Here is a 15,961-nt window from a genome sequence, read left to right on the forward strand (position 1 = left end):
ACTCGTTCAACATTGAAGAGAGGTATGGAACATGAAGCACACCGCAGCCCGCACCAGGGTGCTCGCGAATCGTGCCCTCCTCCGGTTGACCACCAGAGTTCAGGAGGGCCTCGAGGAAGCCGGCCGCCGACCGGACCGCGGTGACATCTCCACTACGACGGTCATCATCTGGGTGGCTGCGGTCACCGGTGCCGTCCTGATCGCGGGGACCATCGCCGTCGTGATCTCCAAGTACAACGGCAAGCTCAACGGCCTGTGATGCATCGTCCCGAGCGGCTGAAAGGCTGGTGGCAGGGGCAGAGATGGCGGGACGACCGCGGGGACACCTCCATCCAGATGGCGATCATCTTCCCGTTCGTGCTGCTCGCCACGGTCGCCGTCATCCAGGCATCCATGTGGTACTACGCCCGGCAGATCGCGCTGACCGCTGCCCGCGAAGGCCTCACGGCGGCCCGCGCCTACCAGTCGAGTCCGGCCGCTGGTGAGTCCCAGGCGCGTGGCGTGCTGGAGCGCACCGCGGGCGACAGCCTGCGCGGCTACAGCGTCTTTGTCAGCAGCAACGGGCAGCGTGTGCGGGTCCAGGTATCCGGCACGGCCCTGTCGATGATCCCCGGAGTGCCGGGGCTGCAGGTCAGCCAGTCGGCGTCCGGCCCCCAGGAGCGCTGGGTGAACCCGGGGAGTGAATGACATGCGGAACGTGGCCGGTTGGGCCCGCAGGGTCCGTAGCGATGACGGCAGTGCCGCGATCGAGGCGGCCATCATCCTCCCGGCGCTGATCATGTTTTTGTGCATGGCGATCGCCGGGGGCAGGATCGTCACCTCCGGCGCAAAAATCGACTCTGCGGCCCAGGACGCGGCGCGGGAAGCATCCATCCACCGCACCGCGGCGGCCGCCCAGAGTGCCGCCCGGTCCGCGGCCGCCGACTCCCTCAACGACCAGGGCATCACGTGCGCATCCACCACCGTCGCCATCAACACCGGCGGTCTCAGCGTGCCGGTGGGACAAGTCGGCACCGTCACCGCCACCGTGACCTGCACAGTCAATCTGTCCGACCTCCTCCTTCCAGGCGTACCGGGCACCAAGACCCTCACGTCGACGGCAACCTCCGTAGTGGACCAGTACAGGCAGCGAGGCAACTGATGATCTTGCGTCGGAGGCTACGGACCCGGTGCGATGATCGGGGCGGCATCACCGTGTTCGTCGCCGTGTGCGTCTTCGCGCTGATCGGCATCATCGGCCTCGCCGTGGACGGCGGCAGCAAGATGCGCGCCACCGAGCGCGCCGACTACATCGCCGGCGAGGCCGCCCGCGCCGGCGGACAGGCCATCGACCCCGCGGACGCCATCACCGGCACCGCGCTCGTCGTCGATCCGCAGGCGGCGGCCGCCGCCGCGCAGACCTACCTGAACTCCGCCGGCGCCACCGGCACCGTCAGCGTCTCCGAAGACGGCAAGACCCTGACCGTCACGGTCACCGGCTCGTACGACACGAAGTTCCTGTCGGTGGTCGGGATCGGCTCGCTGCCGGTGACCGGCCATGGCAAAGCCACCCTCCTGCACGGTGTCACCGCCCCAGAAGGAAGCTGATGCACACCACCCCCCACTCCCCTGCCGCGACGGCCGACCGCACCCTGGCACGGATCATCAAGGCCGTCCTGAGCCTGACCGTCCTGGCCGCCGCCGTCGCCGGGCTGCCCCTGCTGCTGGTCTGGGCAACGCCGGTCCTTTGGGCTGCCACCCACGAGGACCTCACCCACCTGCTGGACCGGCAGGACACAGGTGGCGCATTTTTGCTGCTGCTCGTCGCGGTGGGATGGATCGGATGGGCACAGTTCACGGTCTGTGCCGTACGCGAGCTGATTGCACAACTGCGGGGCCGGACGTGGCACGCACCTCAAGGAATGGGTGCCTCGCAGCGCGCCGCGGCCCTGCTGATCGGCAGCATCCTGGTGCTGCTGCCCACCAGCTCGGCCCTGGCCTCCGATGCACAGGCCGCACCCGCCGCCGCGGCGGCCCTCACCCCCGGCCACACCGCGCAGCCCGCCGTTGACCAAGCCGTACCAACGTCCTCCGCGAACACACCGACCTCGCGTACATACACCGTCCGCGAGACCCGGCCGGCGGACAGCCTGTGGGCCATCGCCGAGCGGGAGCTGGGCAACGGCGAGCGGTGGCGGGAGATCGCCGACCTGAACGAGGGCCGGACCATGACCAACGGCACAGTCTTCCGCGCGAACAGCTTCCTGCAACCCGGCTGGCAGCTTCAGATGCCCGACACAAGCACGTCCGAAGCAGAAGTCCGCACGCAGCTGGGTCCTGGCGCGCCCACTACCGACGAGAGGGATGAGCACGTCGTCACCGTCCACTCCGGCGACTACCTATCGAAGATCGCGGAGAAAGAACTCGGCGACGGCAACGCATGGCCGAAGCTGTTCGAGGCCAGCCAGGGCGAGCCACAACCCCAAGGCCTGCCCAAGATCACCGACCCGGACATGATCTTCGCGGGTCAGCAAGTCCGGGTACCCGCGGCACACTCCGCCCGGCCGCCTCAAGATCGCGACCTGGGTGAAGAGCCTGGCGGTCAGGAGACCACTCCCCCGGGCACCCAGAATCCCGACGGCAAGCAGAAACCGGACGACGGCACGGGAGATGCACAGGCACCCGTACCCCACCAGCCCACGCCCCCAGCACCAGAGTCGCCGGCCCCCAGCGCACCATCCGATCGGCCTGCCGAGCAGCCCGGGCGGGATCAATTCTCTCCGTCCGCAGCAACGTCCTCCACACCTGAACCCAGCACCACCGCCTCGCCGTCTGCCGCATCTCCACCGGTGTCGGCGTCGGCCTCGACCGGCTCCACGGCCTCCTCCCCCGCCAGCCCCGGGCTCGAGACCCCGGCGACGGCCCCGACCGGCAGCAGCCCGCTGAACTTGCGCATCGTGCTCGGCGCCGGCGCGCTGCTGGCAGCCGCCATCACCGGCGCCCTCGCCCTGCGCAGGACACTGCAGCGCCACCGCCGCCAGCCCGGCGAGAAGATCGCCATCGCACCCGAAACCTCCACAGCCGAGGCCCAGCTGGCCGCGGCCGCCCAGCCAAGCGGCGCTGCACACCTCGACGTGGCGCTGCGGACCCTGGCCCACCACATGGCCCAGCAGAAGGACACCGCGGCCCTGCCGCCGCTACGGGCCGCCCGGGTCGGTACCCGCACGATCGAGGTGCTCCCCGAGGACCTGGCCCAGGATCCGGTGCCGCCCTTCACCACAGGACAGGGCGGCTGGTGGGCCCTGCCCACTGACACTGCCCTCCTGGACGAGGAAGAGGCCCGCGAGGTGCCGGCGCCCTATCCGGGGCTGGTCACGATCGGCAGCACCGAGGTGGGCGATCTTCTACTACTCAACCTCGCCCAACTGCCCGCCCTGCTGCTGGACGGCAACCCGGTCCACATCACCGAAGTGTGCACCTCGCTCGCCCTGGAGCTCGGGATGAGTCCGTGGGCGGCCGAAGTCGAGATCATCACCGTAGGATTCGGCGAAGATTTGCCTCAGTTGCTACCGACCGCGCGGATCGCCCACATGCGCCAGGCCGCGCACGCACTGCGCGATCTGAGCGAACGCCTGCTGGAAGCACGCCAGATGCCTCAAACCCAGCATCAGCCGTATCTGCTGCTGTGCGCGGCCTCCCTGGACGAGGACACGGCCTGGCGGTTCGCCGACGTCATCGACCGGGCAGGGACGGTGCCCGTCACGCTGATCGCCCCGGCAAGCACGGCAGCCGTGCACTTCCCCGAGGCGGAAGTCCTCAACGCTTCCCTCAATGGCCTGCAAACCCTCGACTACACCGGCACCGACATCACGGTGCAGCGCCTGGAACACGCGGCCTACCAGCAGATCACCACAGCGCTGAAAGTATCCGGGCAGCCGCCCCACCCGGCCGAGGGGCCCTGGCAGGACGTCCCCGACGAGCTCGACAGCACACGGCAGCCCGCGCATGAATCGCCGGAGGAGTTCATCGTGCCCGCCGCTGCCTCGGTCCCGTCGACGGCAGCGAACGTGAGCGGCGAGGTCTTCCCCGCTCTGCTCGCCGCCAGCGCCCATCCGTCAGGACTCCGTCTCCTCTCCCCCTCCACGCCCTCGACCCACCACAACGAGGAAGGGACCGCCGTCACCGACACGACGGTGTCTTCGGCCCCAGCGTCAGCTGACGCAGACTCCCCCCAAACGGCGCAACCTGCGCAGGCTTGGGGACAGGCAACCGCCCTCGAGGAGCCCGGGACACAGGGGGCTGAAGAGTGCGAGGAGCACGATCTGCACGCCCCGGAAATCCGGGTCCTGGGGCCGGTCGAGGTGACAGGCGTTCACAACACTGGCCACGGACCGAGGATGGCCCAACTCGCTGCCCTGCTGTATTTCCGGCCCGGCCGGAGCGCGGATGTCCTGTGTGCCGACATGGATCCCGTCAGGCCCTGGTCAACGAGCACCCTCAACGCACGAATGCAGGGCCTGCGCAGCTCCCTGGGCAACGACCCGGCCGGCGACCCCTACGTACCGCGCCGCAAGGCGGGCGAGGACCCCTACCAGCTCGCTGCCAGTGTCCGATGCGACTGGAGCCGCTTCCTCCAGCTCGCCGAACACGCCCTGCCACTGGGCCCGTCCGGCCTGAGCGACTTGGAGAAAGCCCTGACGTTGGTGCGGGGCAAGCCGTTCGGGGGCCGACCACTGCCCTGGGCCGAGCCCTGCCAACAGGAAATGACCACACGGATCATCGACGTCGCGCACACCGTGGCCACCCGCCGCATCCCGTCAGGCCCCGACCACGACCTCAATGCTGCGCGCCGGGCAGTCGCGACCGGCCTCGACGCCGACGACACGGCAGAGCTGTTGTACAGGGACTGGATGCGGATCGAAGCTGCATGTGGGAATCGCTCAGGGCTGCACACCGCCATCGCTCGCGTGCAGCAGGTCAACCGGGCACTGGATGTCTCGCTCGAGATCGAGACCGAGCAACTCATCAATGAACTCCTCGGCAAACACACGCACACACCGCACGTTGAGGCCGAGACGCCATGACCCCCATCGAGCCGACACGCTCCACCCTGCCCCGGCGCAACGGGCCAGATACCGGGAATGCGGCGCAGGGCAGTACGTCCCAGCAAGGAAAGGGCACGACGTCATCGGCCTCACCGTTGGCGCTCCCTGGGCTCACCGGCGTGCAGCGCCTGCTGATCGCCGTGGTCGTGTCAGGGGCCGTCATCATCGCCGGGATCGGCTTCGCGGGCTCCTACGCGGCCGTACGCGAGCTGGCCATCAAGAAGGGCTTCGGGAACTTCGCCTACGTCTTCCCGATCGGTATCGACGCGGGCATCTGCGTCCTGCTGGCCCTGGACCTGCTGCTGACCTGGATCCGCATCCCCTTCCCGCTCCTGCGCCAGACGGCGTGGCTGCTGACGGCGGCGACGATCGCGTTCAACGGCGCGGCGGCCTGGCCGGACCCGCTGGGCGTGGGCATGCACGCGGTGATCCCCGTGCTGTTCGTGGTCGCCGTCGAGGCGGCCCGCCACGCGATCGGCCGGATCGCGGACATCACGGCGGACAAGCACATGGAGGGCGTCCGCCTGACCCGCTGGCTGCTCTCCCCCATACCCACCCTCCTGCTCTGGCGCCGGATGAAACTGTGGGAGCTCCGCTCCTACGACCAGGTCATCAAGCTGGAACAGGAACGTCTCGTCTACCAGGCCCGCCTGCGCTCCCGCTTCGGCCGCGCCTGGCGCCGCAAGGCACCGGTGGAGTCGCTCACGCCGCTTCGGCTGGCGAAGTACGGCGTCCCACTGATGGACACCACCCCAGCAAGCCTGGCGGCAGCAGGTATCACGCCCGCGTCAGTGCCAGACACTGCACCACCGGTCCACACCCTCGCGCCAAAACAACGGGGGGGACCTGAGGCGGCTGGCACCGGATCCTCGCAAGCTGGGGCACAGTCACGTAGTGACGACCTGCAGTCAACGTCCGTCTCAACTCGTGTGCCTGATGACCTATCAATCTCGGGGCAAATACACGAGGAGGAGGCCGAGGAGTTTGCCGGCGGCTACAGCGCTCATACTCATAGCCACCCCCATCAACTCGGTCTAGCTGACGCCGCGTACGAGCAAGGCCACAACGCGGCTGCAAACGCACCACCTGTAGCGGACAAGAACGAGACGCTCGTTGCGGATTCCGAGGAACGCGTAGCGAACACCGGCATAGCTTCGTCGACCGCGCAGGCCACCACCGACCCTGCCGTGCAGGCACTGCACAAGTACGGCGCCGCCGAGGAACGCCCGGTGCCCATCCCTGCCGCTCCCGGCGCACACGCCAACCAGGAAAAGCGTCCCCCACAGGTGAAGGCCACGATCGACGACCTTTCACCGCACACGTCGGCTGAAGGAGGGCGCCTCACCCTCGTCGACCGCTACTACCTCGCGTGGCAGGAGTACCGGACGCAGCACGGCGACGAACCCACCGGCCAGAAGCTGTCCGCCTATCTCGCCGAGAGGGGCCTGCACAGTCGAAGCGGAAAACCCGTCAGCCCGTCCACCCTGCGCCGCTACTCGCTCCCCTTCCGGATCTACACCGTCTGGGCAAAATACCGTGAAGTCAGCAGCACACCGGCATTGGACGCCATCGCCCACGACTGCGCAGCCCGCGAGATCACCGGCCAGTACAACAGGCCCCTCACCATCCACGACATCAGCGAGCACATCGCCGACTTCGAACGGCGCTGGAAATGCCTCTCCCAACACCACGCCAACTCTCATCCATCAGTGACGCGACGACGAGTACTGCGACAACGACATCGCAAACACCTCTGAATCACACCAATCTCGGAGCGGCATCGCGAGGTCGGGTCCACCTGGGGGTGGGATGACGACGGCCTGGCCGGCTCCATCGGAAAGGAACTGACCGACGACTGGCCGCTCCTGCGGGCCGGAGCCTTCAAGGGGAGCCTCGGACACGCGCAGATGGTCCGCGCCAAACTCGTCGACTGGAAGAACAAGCACGCTCAGCGGAGCTGATGCCACCGCCCAGCCAGTCCCGCCCACGACGCGGCCTGGGACCGGCTGGGCCGCAGTGGCCCGGAACATGGTGGCGCTGCCGACTTCCACTCGCTGCACTGGCCTGAAGCGTTGCCGTCCACAGCATCAGCCTCGCCACTGCTCCTTTCAGATCCCGGAGGCAGGTGCAGCCGCCTGGTGAGCGTGTGCTGTCACATACAGCGCGGCCAGGAGCACAAGTGCCACCGTCTGAGGGGCCGTCTCCGTGTCAGACAGATCATGGAGTTCGCTGTTGCGGAGGTTGAGTCCTCCGTCGCTGTCGACGAGCAGGAGACGAAGAAATGCCTGCCAATCGGCGTGCATGCCGGCGTCCGTCCGAGGGGCCACTGTCCTCCTTCATCCCCAGCATCCGGATGGCAGACGCCGATGAGGGGGTCAGAGGCCCTTTTCGGGAACGAGTCTGGGCAGAATTGCAAGCAGCGACTGCCGCTCGGCCGGGGCGAGGACGGAGAGGAATTCGTCCTCCATCTCACGGATCGCCGCCTGAGTTGTCGCGTGGAGTACGCGGCCCTGGTCGGTGATCGAGACCGTCTGGGACCGGCGGTCCGCCGCGTCGCGCTTCCGGACGATCAGCTCACGCTTCTGGAGCCGGTCGAGCAGCGTGATCAGTCGCGTCTTGTCGTGCTTGATCTCACGCGCCAGCGTCAACTGGTTCGGCGCGGCGCCGCGGGAGAGTCGGTCGAGGACGATGTATTCCCACATCGTCAGCTCGTTTGCGGCCAGCAGTGGCGCCTCCGCCTCAACCAATCGGTCAGTGACCCAGGCGAACAGCGCACCCAAATCTGCGCGATCTGAATCTGGCATGCAGCGAGTCTACCGCTGCTTGAGATTATCTCTGATGTAGATGATCTGACGGTCCTTACTATCCAGGTATCCCCGTCGCCGGAACGGCTGAAGCACTCGCGCGGGATGTGCCGCCGACGCGGGAGTTGACGCCCGCCAGGGAGCTCGACCCCGGGTGCCGCGAAGGGCGACTGCCGCAACGGGCGGCGGGGCGCCGTGCAGGCAGGGTCGATACGGACACCCCAGTGAGTCTGGGCCTGCGTGTGGCGCCGCGCGCGACGCCCTCATCTCATCAAAGCCGCGCACGCCCGGCATGCCGCCACTATGGGCTGCATCCATAGACTGTCTCATTGACGGATGATCTGCTTCTGCTTACCGTACAAGCATGAATACCATCACGGTTTTCGGAGCCACGGGTCACATCGGGTCTGCCACCGTCCGTCGCCTCGGCGAGTCGGGCGCGACTGTGCGGGCGGTGGTGTGGCGAACGCCCGCTGACACGCGGATCGAGGGAGCGGCCGCCGTGGTGCGGGCCGATCTGCTCGATCCCCAAGCCATCGCCGCCGCCGTCGAGGGATGTGACAGCGTGCAGGTGATCTTCCCCTTGTCCCCGGTCGCGAAGGACCCGGACGGGGTGACAGCGGCCCTCGCCGAGTCGCTGGTCCAGGGCCTGTCTGCCTTCCCCTCGCTCCCGATCCTGGTCATCTCGGACTACGGAGCCCAGACCCCCTCCGGCACCGGCATCCCGGCCCTCTTCCATCAGATCGAGGTGCGCCTGAGCGAGCTGCCGAACCCGCTGACGTTCGTGCGTTCGGCCGAGCACATGCACAACTGGGCACGCCAGGTGCCGGTGGCGCTGAAGACGGGGACGCTCGCGAGCCCGCACCAGCCGCTGGACAGGCCGTTGCCGATGGTCCACGCCGCGGATGTCGGCGCGATCACCGCCGACATCCTGCTCTCAGCTTCGCCGCAGGCCGGATCGCCGCGAGTCGTCCATGTGGAGGGGCCGCGCCGCTACACCGCGCGGGAGGTCGCCGCCGCGCTGGCCGCGGCCACCGGCACCGACATCACCCCCCTGGAGCTCCCGCGCGAGGAGTGGGAACCCACCGTAACTGCGGCAGGTGCGGCACCGGCGTTCGCCAAGCTGAACGCGGAATTCTTCGACGCCCACAACAAGGGGCTCGTCGAGCCGCCGGCCGGAGCGGACGTCCGCCACGGAAGCACCTCGCTCAACGACGCCCTGGCCTTCGCGATCAAGAACTCCGGGGCCGGCCGATAACCCACACGGTGCCGAGGACTCCCAACCCGTGAGAGATCCAGCTCGCTCCCGTCACCGGCGGGAACCGCGGTCTGGGCCGCTCGATCGTCGAGGCCCTCGCGGACGACGGCGTCGATGTGGTCTTCACATACCGCTCCCACGAGAAGGAGGCGAGGGAGGTCGTAGAAGCCGTGGCCGCCCGCGGCCGTCACGCGAGGGCTCTGCGGCTCGACACCACCGAGATCACCGCCTTCGCCGACTTCACGCCACCCTGCGTTCGACACTGCGGGAGGAATGGAACCCGGAGAGCTTCGACATCTTGGTCAACAACGCCGGCTTCGGCGCCCACACCTTCCTCGGGCCCACCGACGGGCCGAGCTGATCCGTTTAGGGATCGACACCACGATCGTGGTGCCCGGCGCCTACCCGTCGGGCATCAACCACTTCGCCCACGCTGCTACGCCCGCCGACACCGAACGCGCGGCCGACTACGAGGGCCTCTACGGTGAGGCCATCCGAACCGTTCCCGACCGCCTGGCCTCGTTCTTCCCCAAGGACGCCTCCGTCCAGGAAGTCGCCGACGCCATCGTCAAGGCCGTCGCCGCACCCCCAGGTGCCCGCCCCTGGCGGGTCCACATCGACCCTAGCCACGACGGCAGCGAGGTCGTCTGGGCCCTCGGAGACCGTATCCGCGCCGAATTCCTCGCCAACTCCGGCCTGGGCGACCTTCTCGTCCCCAACAGCCACCACTGACCAGCCCCGCGGCGCTCACCGGGCGGTGAGCCCGGTACCAGGGAACGCCCTCGGACGGCTGTCGCTTCTCCTCCGGCGCGAGCACCGCCACACTTCCACGCGACGTGCAAGGAGGTGTTCGCGGATGTGGTGGAACAGCAGAGCGTGAGCGGGTTTGCGTCGCCCGGCACGGCCGGTCCGGCAGACGGTGCGTGAGGTGTCTGCAGGGTCGTCCTGGCAGGACGAGGGAACGCACGCAGAACTGGCAGATCCTCTTCTCAAGGCCGCCGAACGACGTCGGCCGATCACGGCAGGAGAACTACATGAGCATGAACAAGCACGCGGTCGGCAACCAGGGCCTGGTGACCTCGGTCGAGGGTCTGGGCACCATGGGCATGACGGCGATGTACGGCACTCGGGACGACGAGGAGTCGACGAAGACCCTGCACCGGGCGGTCGAACTCGGCGTCACACTGTTCGACACCTCGGACTTCTACGGTCCCTTCACCGGTGAGGAACTGGTCGGGCGTGCCCTGGCGCCGCACCGGGACCAGATCGTGCTGGCCACGAAGTTCGGCGGGGTCACCCTGGACGACGACGGGAACATCGTCGGCGGACCCAACGGCAGGCCCGACTACATCCGGCGTTCGTTGGAGGGGTCGCTGCGCAGGCTCGGCACGGACCGCATCGACCTTTACTACCAGCACCGCGTCGACCCCAACGTGCCCGCGGCGGAGACCTTCGGCGCCCTGGGCGAGCTCGTTGCCGAGGGCAAGGTGCGCTACCTGGGCATCAGCGAGGCGTCCGCCGAGACCATCCGCGCGGCCCACGCCGCGGCCCCGCTCTCCGCGGTGCAGACCGAGTACTCGCTGTTCACCCGGACCGTGGAGACCAACGGTGTGCTCGATACGGTGCGCGAGCTGGGCATCGGCTTCGTCGGGTACTCGCCTCTGGGCCGCGGGATGCTGACCGGCACCCTGCGCTCGGTGGCCGACCTGCCTGCGGACGATTTCCGCCGCACCGCTCCCCGCTTCAGCGAGGAGCACTTCAACCACAACCTCGTCCTGGCCGACCGCGTCCGCGCCATTGCCGAAAAGGCCGGTGTCACCCCCGGACAGCTGGCCCTGGCCTGGGTGCTCGCCCAGGGCGCCACCGCAATCCCCGGCACCAAGCGGCGCCCCTACCTTGAGGAGAACGCCGCTGCCGCATCGATCGTCCTGGACGACGCTACGCTGGCTTTGCTCAACGAGGCCATCCCGGCCGACGAGGTGGCCGGCGCACGCTACGTCCCGCAGGCCATGCAGGCCGTCCAGGAGTGACGATCCGATGAACCAGGGTGAACTGGGCCGCTTCCTGCGGGCCCGGCGGGAGGCGCTCCTGCCGGCCGACGTCGGGCTCGTCGCCGGTGGCCGGCGCCGCGCCAGGGGTCTTCGGCGGACTGAGGTCGCGCTGCTGGCCGACGTCTCGACGGATTACTACGAGCGCCTGGAGCAGGGGCGCAACGCGCACCCCTCCGAGTCGATGGTGGGCTCCCTCGCCCGGGCACTGCGCCTGTCGGTGGACGAACGGGACCACCTGTACCGACTTGCCGGGTACGCACCGCCGGCACGCGGCGCGGGAAGCGGCTACGTCGATCCGGCGATGATGTTCCTGCTGGACTCCTTGACCACAGTGCCCGCACACGTCACCGACGACCTCAACACCATGCTGGCGCAGAACCGGCTCAGCCGGGCCCTGGTCGGCTCCTGGGAGGCGGGCAACGACAGGGACGGGAACGTCACCTGGCGATGGTTCACCGACCCCGCCTCCCGAGCGCTCAACGTCCCCGAGGAACACGAGGCGATCGGCCGCGGCTACGTGGCCGACCTCCGGGCGAGCATCGGACGGCGCGGCGAGGACGCCTCGGCCGCGCGCCTGGTGGGTGACCTGCTGCGCGACAGCGAGGAGTTCACCCACTACTGGAACGAGATGGCCGTCGAGGCGCTCCAGTCCACCCGCAAACAACTGAACCACCCGGACGCCGGCTCGCTGGACGTGCAGTGCGACGTCGTCCTCAGCAACACCACGGGCCACCGGATGGTGATCTTTCGCCCGCAACCCGGGTCCACCACCGCGGAGAGCTTCGCCTTCCTCGGCGTACTCGGCACCCAGGAATTCACCATCTGACGCCCCATCACTGATGCGGCACGGCCGAGGAAACCGGCTGACGCTCCAGGGACCACAAGACCGTCGCCACCCCACCCGAGGCGCACTCCGGGGATCGCCAGTCCTCCGGCAAGCAGCCTCCACACCCGACATCCGGTGACGAGGCATCAACCCCACCGAAGTCAGCCCTCCACCATTCAAGGGCAACTACCCAGAGTCCCTGAATGGACGCAGTAGGTGCCTTCACCTTCGTCTTGCGCGCCCTGAGTTCGCCTGAAAGGGCTCACTTTCTGCGTGAAGGCTATCGGTTGACTCCGCCCAAACCGAAACCGCGAGGTGAGTCATCGGTATGACGGGTGCGCTTGTGGCTCTCGGCAACCCCATGGCCGCACATGCCGACTTCCAGCCGACCCCGGTATTCAGTGATCCGCCAGGCCTGTTCACTGAGGCCACCATCAATTGACGGTCACCGGGTCCGTCGCACCCACGGACTTCAACCCACTTACTGATCGTTTCAGAATGAGTTGAGCTGCGGGTCTTGTGCTCGACGATCTTGGTCGGCAGGGTGTCTGGGGTGCGTGCTGATCTTGTTCCGGACGACCTGTGGGAGCGGGTGGCCCCGCTGCTGCCGTCCGCTCCTGAGCGGCGCCGTCGCTATCCCGGGCGGTTGCGTGTTCCTGACCGAGTGGCCCTCGCCGGAGTCCTGTTCGTGCTGCGAACGGGTATCGCGTGGCGTGATGTTCCCGCGGAGACGGTGGGCTGTTCCGGTGTGACGGCCTGGCGGCGGCTGCGGGACTGGACCGAGGCCGGCGTGTGGCCGCGCCTGCATGCTGCCTTGCTGACCGAGCTGCGCCGCGCCCGTCTGCTGGACTTGGACGACTGCGCCGTGGACGGGTCGCACGTCCGGGCTCTCAAAGGGGGGATCATGTCGGCCCTTCGCCCGTCGACCGTGCCCGCCCCGGATCCAAGCACCACCTGATTGTCGACCGTCACGGAACCCCGCTCGCCGTCACGCTCACCGGCGGCAATCGGCACGACGTCACCCAGCTCCTGCCGCTACTGGACGCCGTTCCGTCGATCCGGGGTCTCCGGGGACGTCCCCGCCGCAAGCCCCGGCGCCTGTATGCGGACCGGGGCTACGACTTTGACAAGTATCGCCGCCTGCTGTGGAAGCGGGGCATCAAGCCGTTGATCGCGCGACGCGGCGTCGGCCACGGTTCCGGGCTGGGCAAGGTGCGCTGGGTCGTCGAGCGAGCCTTCGCCTGGCTGCACCAGTTCAAACGGCTCCGCACCCGCTACGAGCGACGGGCCGATCTCCATCAGGGCCTGCTCGAACTGGCCTGCAGCCTCATATGCCTGCGCCGCCTGCGAACCTCATCCTGAAGCGATCAGTTGGCCACGCTGAACCACCCCGGCTGCACCTCGGTCAGAAGCGGTTGCAGGGACCGCACTGCGGCCTGCAGGTCCTGATCCGTGACGTCAAGAGGCTCCGGCAGGCTCTGCCCGTACCAGCGCAGCCGCCAAAGGTCGAAGACTTCGCTCCCGTCGGCTGCGAAGTCCACATCGACTTCAGCGCCGTTGTCGCACTCGAAGCGGCACCCTGCCCCATGAACCGAGTAGGAGTAGGTGCCGACGTGGCCACTCCGGCTGATCCGGCGCGAACGGGCCAGGCCGAGGAAATCTGCCAGTCGCTCCAGCGAGGGAATCGCCACCCTCATGGCCTCGTTGATCGCGTTTAGATCGTGGACGTAGCCGAGTACAAGGTCCCGTGCAGCCCCAACACGCTCCATACGGCGTCATCCCCCCTGAGCCCGTGGCTGATGGGATTGTTCCATGAGGCCGCCTGCATCTCCGCAGGATGGCATTCTGAAACGATCAGTTACTGGTTCGACATCACCGAATGTTCCACTCATCGGCCGGAACGCAGTCGTGCACTGTGTTGGCCCAATCCTGGAAGTAGGCGACGAAGAAGACCCTCGACAGGAGGATGTCGCCGGCTCTCTGGGCCCGTACCAGCAGTCCGAGCTCTTCCGATATTGCATCGCCATCGACGAAGCACGTGTCCGCCATGCCACGGTCCTCCGCATATCCATGGAGCCGTTCCGAAAGTTCAGACGGCACCCGGCCGATCAGGCGGATCCCGTCGAGAGAGACTTGCGGACCACGCAAGGCGTCAACTGCGACAGCGGCCAGTGCACCAGACTTCGTGCAGTAGGCCGTGACGGCCTCCTCGCCCAGGTACAGCGGTGCATCCTTGGATTGAAAGCAGGCATCCTGCGCCAGAGCACCGTGCGGCCGGCCCATGTAGGAATAAGAGCTGACGAAGCCTTGTGCATCCATCACTTTGGCCACTTCCTCAATGCCCATGCCGAACCGAAGCGGTCCGACCGCCTCGAACGGTACAAAGCTCCACTGAGCTCGCTCGGCGTCGTCGACGATGGACCACATCTGTGCGCACCCCTCCAAGCCCCACACAACCGCCCCTCGCGGCGCGCTGATCAGCGACGACTGTACAACTACGCCCCGCCGGGGGTCTGAAGCCCTGATCTACCAAAGGAAACGGTGAACGCGCGGCCTCATCTGGTCACGACCGCCCAGGCCGGGCCCGGTTCCGGCCTTCTGCTCCGATACGTGCACGAGTGGACTGCCCACGCTGGGTCGCGCGGCCACCATGTCCTGGATGGCCTTCGGCGCCCGCACTCCAGGTTCGCCACCGTCCTCGCAGCTCGCGAGCCTCAGGTGTCCGGTGCGGCACGATGGGCGACCAGGGCCGTGAGGTCGTCGTCGAGGGCGCCTGAGACGTAGGCGCTCAAGTCTTGGTGGAGGTGGGCGAGGAGCTGGCGGGGAGTCGCCAAGGACCATCGGCGGATGCGCTGGCTGAGGGGATAGAAGGTCCCGGTGAGGTCGCGACTCTCACTGACGCCGTCGGTGTAGAGCAGCAGCCGATCGCCAACGGTGAAGGGGACGACGTCGATCTGGTACTGGGCGCCGAGCAGGGCAGCCATGTTGACGGGCGGTGACGGCGCGCTGGGTTCCACCTCGCGCACTTCTCCGTCGTGCAGCAGCAGCGGAGGGGGGTGCCCACAGGTGACCAGGCGCGCGATGGACTGCCCAGCGGGGATCTCGACCAGCAGGGTGGTGACGAAGCACTCCATCGCGTCCTCACTGGGAAGGTCCTCGCAGTATTCGTTCATGCTGGTCTCCAGCCGGGCTGCCAGGTCCGCCAGATCGGGTGCGTCGCGCACGTTCACCCGGAACGAGCTGAGCACCACGGAGGCGGCCTCGACGGCTGGAAGTCCCTTGCCGCGCACGTCGCCGATGATCAGTCGCACCCCGTGCTGGGTCTGGCGTGCTTCGTAGAAGTCTCCGCCGATCCGGGCGTGCGGGGCAGCGGCCTGGTAGAGGAGTTCGATGTCGACGTGCCCGAGGTGGGGCGGTAGCGGACGTAGCAGCACCTGCTGCGCGGTCTCCGCTACGGTGCGGACGTCGGCGAGGGTGCGCTCCCGGTGCTGGCGTACCCGGCTGGCGTAGGCGGCGGCCAGGGTGATGGCCGTGATCGCCAGCACCGTGAACAGGCTGGATGTCCCGCCCAGGTCGTGGTTGTAGGTGGCCGCGAGCCCGATGGCGGCGACGATGGCCAGCAGTCCGATGATCAGCGTGCCGGCCAGTGGCCAGGTGGCGGCGGCCAATGCCGGCGCCGCCCCCAGCAATCGGTTGAACTGCAGGTGGGGCGTGAGGGTATCCGCCACCACGGTCAGCGCTATCAACAGCAGTGGGGCAAGGCGGATCCACTCGAACGGCTGGTCCACTTGCCGAATCCGCCGGAGGTGCCGGTTCGGGCCGATGCGCTGCCGCAGGGGCCGAAGGGGGATCCTCCGGGATGCCGTGGGCTCCTTGAGCCGCGCACTCATGCCTGGGCTCCTGGGACGGGAATGGGATGTACATGCGCGTGTCCGTGG

At 68.0% G+C, this 15,961-nt stretch carries 16 protein-coding genes; 12 read left to right on the forward strand and 4 right to left on the reverse strand.

Translation table 11 applies throughout. The features are described 5' to 3' along the window. Nucleotides 1-31 precede the first annotated feature (31 nt). From ACSHXN_RS47355 to ACSHXN_RS47380, 6 genes are all read left to right on the forward strand, one after another. Entirely contained in the window at nucleotides 32-259 is a 228-nt protein-coding gene (locus ACSHXN_RS47355) for a hypothetical protein (protein ID WP_438307078.1), read from the forward strand. Further along, entirely contained in the window at nucleotides 259-687 is a 429-nt protein-coding gene (locus ACSHXN_RS47360) for a TadE family protein (RefSeq protein ID WP_438307079.1), read from the forward strand. Before ACSHXN_RS47355 ends, ACSHXN_RS47360 begins: the two co-directional genes overlap by 1 nt. Before the next feature lies 1 nt (nucleotide 688). Then, the gene (locus ACSHXN_RS47365; RefSeq protein ID WP_438307080.1) at nucleotides 689-1,141 is read left to right on the forward strand and encodes a TadE/TadG family type IV pilus assembly protein; all 453 of its coding nucleotides are present in this window, start codon (nucleotides 689-691) and stop codon (nucleotides 1,139-1,141) included. Continuing rightward, nucleotides 1,141-1,587, forward strand: a complete 447-nt coding sequence (locus ACSHXN_RS47370) for a TadE/TadG family type IV pilus assembly protein (RefSeq protein WP_438307081.1) — start codon at nucleotides 1,141-1,143, stop codon at nucleotides 1,585-1,587. Before ACSHXN_RS47365 ends, ACSHXN_RS47370 begins: the two co-directional genes overlap by 1 nt. Then, nucleotides 1,587-5,063 (forward strand): LysM peptidoglycan-binding domain-containing protein, encoded by a 3,477-nt coding sequence (locus ACSHXN_RS47375; RefSeq protein ID WP_438307082.1) that lies wholly within the window; start codon nucleotides 1,587-1,589, stop codon nucleotides 5,061-5,063. The genes ACSHXN_RS47370 and ACSHXN_RS47375 overlap by 1 nt, the downstream gene beginning before the upstream one ends. Nucleotides 5,064-5,203: 140 nt before the next feature. Further along, complete coding sequence (locus tag ACSHXN_RS47380) at nucleotides 5,204-6,841, forward strand: DUF2637 domain-containing protein (RefSeq protein ID WP_438307083.1); 1,638 nt, start codon at nucleotides 5,204-5,206, stop codon at nucleotides 6,839-6,841. Nucleotides 6,842-7,459: 618 nt separating this feature from the next. On the opposite strand, the gene ACSHXN_RS47385 is transcribed toward ACSHXN_RS47380, so the two are convergent. Then, nucleotides 7,460-7,888 (reverse strand): MarR family winged helix-turn-helix transcriptional regulator, encoded by a 429-nt coding sequence (locus ACSHXN_RS47385; protein ID WP_438307084.1) that lies wholly within the window; start codon nucleotides 7,886-7,888, stop codon nucleotides 7,460-7,462. A gap of 364 nt (nucleotides 7,889-8,252) precedes the next feature. On the opposite strand from ACSHXN_RS47385, the gene ACSHXN_RS47390 reads away from it, so the two are divergent. The 6 genes from ACSHXN_RS47390 to ACSHXN_RS47415 all read left to right on the forward strand — a co-directional run bounded on the left by ACSHXN_RS47390 (nucleotide 8,253) and on the right by ACSHXN_RS47415 (nucleotide 13,385). Beyond that, a complete protein-coding gene (locus ACSHXN_RS47390) occupies nucleotides 8,253-9,146 on the forward strand; it encodes an NmrA family NAD(P)-binding protein (protein ID WP_438307085.1) in 894 nt (297 codons plus the stop codon). Nucleotides 9,147-9,229: 83 nt separating this feature from the next. Next, complete coding sequence (locus ACSHXN_RS47395; RefSeq protein WP_356297009.1) at nucleotides 9,230-9,634, forward strand: hypothetical protein; 405 nt, start codon at nucleotides 9,230-9,232, stop codon at nucleotides 9,632-9,634. Beyond that, a complete protein-coding gene (locus ACSHXN_RS47400) occupies nucleotides 9,537-9,878 on the forward strand; it encodes a hypothetical protein (protein ID WP_438307086.1) in 342 nt (113 codons plus the stop codon). The genes ACSHXN_RS47395 and ACSHXN_RS47400 overlap by 98 nt, the downstream gene beginning before the upstream one ends. Before the next feature lie 302 nt (nucleotides 9,879-10,180). Further along, a complete protein-coding gene (locus tag ACSHXN_RS47405; RefSeq protein WP_438307087.1) occupies nucleotides 10,181-11,176 on the forward strand; it encodes an aldo/keto reductase in 996 nt (331 codons plus the stop codon). 7 nt (nucleotides 11,177-11,183) lie between these two features. Then, on the forward strand, nucleotides 11,184-12,023 hold the full coding sequence (locus ACSHXN_RS47410) for a helix-turn-helix transcriptional regulator (protein WP_438307088.1): 840 nt from the start codon (nucleotides 11,184-11,186) through the stop codon (nucleotides 12,021-12,023). A gap of 553 nt (nucleotides 12,024-12,576) precedes the next feature. Beyond that, nucleotides 12,577-13,385, forward strand: a protein-coding gene (locus ACSHXN_RS47415) for an IS5 family transposase (RefSeq protein WP_438307089.1) whose coding sequence is annotated in 2 segments (ribosomal slippage) — nucleotides 12,577-12,916 and nucleotides 12,916-13,385 — 810 coding nt in all. Because the reading frame shifts where the segments join, the coding sequence is not laid out codon by codon here. 5 nt (nucleotides 13,386-13,390) lie between these two features. On the opposite strand, the gene ACSHXN_RS47420 is transcribed toward ACSHXN_RS47415, so the two are convergent. The 3 genes from ACSHXN_RS47420 to ACSHXN_RS47430 form a co-directional block, all read right to left on the reverse strand. Next, the gene (locus ACSHXN_RS47420; protein ID WP_059131993.1) at nucleotides 13,391-13,792 is read right to left on the reverse strand and encodes a DUF6896 domain-containing protein; all 402 of its coding nucleotides are present in this window, start codon (nucleotides 13,790-13,792) and stop codon (nucleotides 13,391-13,393) included. A 103-nt stretch (nucleotides 13,793-13,895) separates the two neighbouring features. Next, nucleotides 13,896-14,450 (reverse strand): hypothetical protein, encoded by a 555-nt coding sequence (locus ACSHXN_RS47425; RefSeq protein ID WP_438307090.1) that lies wholly within the window; start codon nucleotides 14,448-14,450, stop codon nucleotides 13,896-13,898. A 287-nt stretch (nucleotides 14,451-14,737) separates the two neighbouring features. Beyond that, a complete protein-coding gene (locus ACSHXN_RS47430) occupies nucleotides 14,738-15,811 on the reverse strand; it encodes a PP2C family protein-serine/threonine phosphatase (RefSeq protein ID WP_355140523.1) in 1,074 nt (357 codons plus the stop codon). Nucleotides 15,812-15,961: the final 150 nt, after the last annotated feature.

Source organism: Streptomyces sp. HUAS TT11, from assembly GCF_051553595.1.
GTDB lineage: Bacteria > Actinomycetota > Actinomycetes > Streptomycetales > Streptomycetaceae > Streptomyces.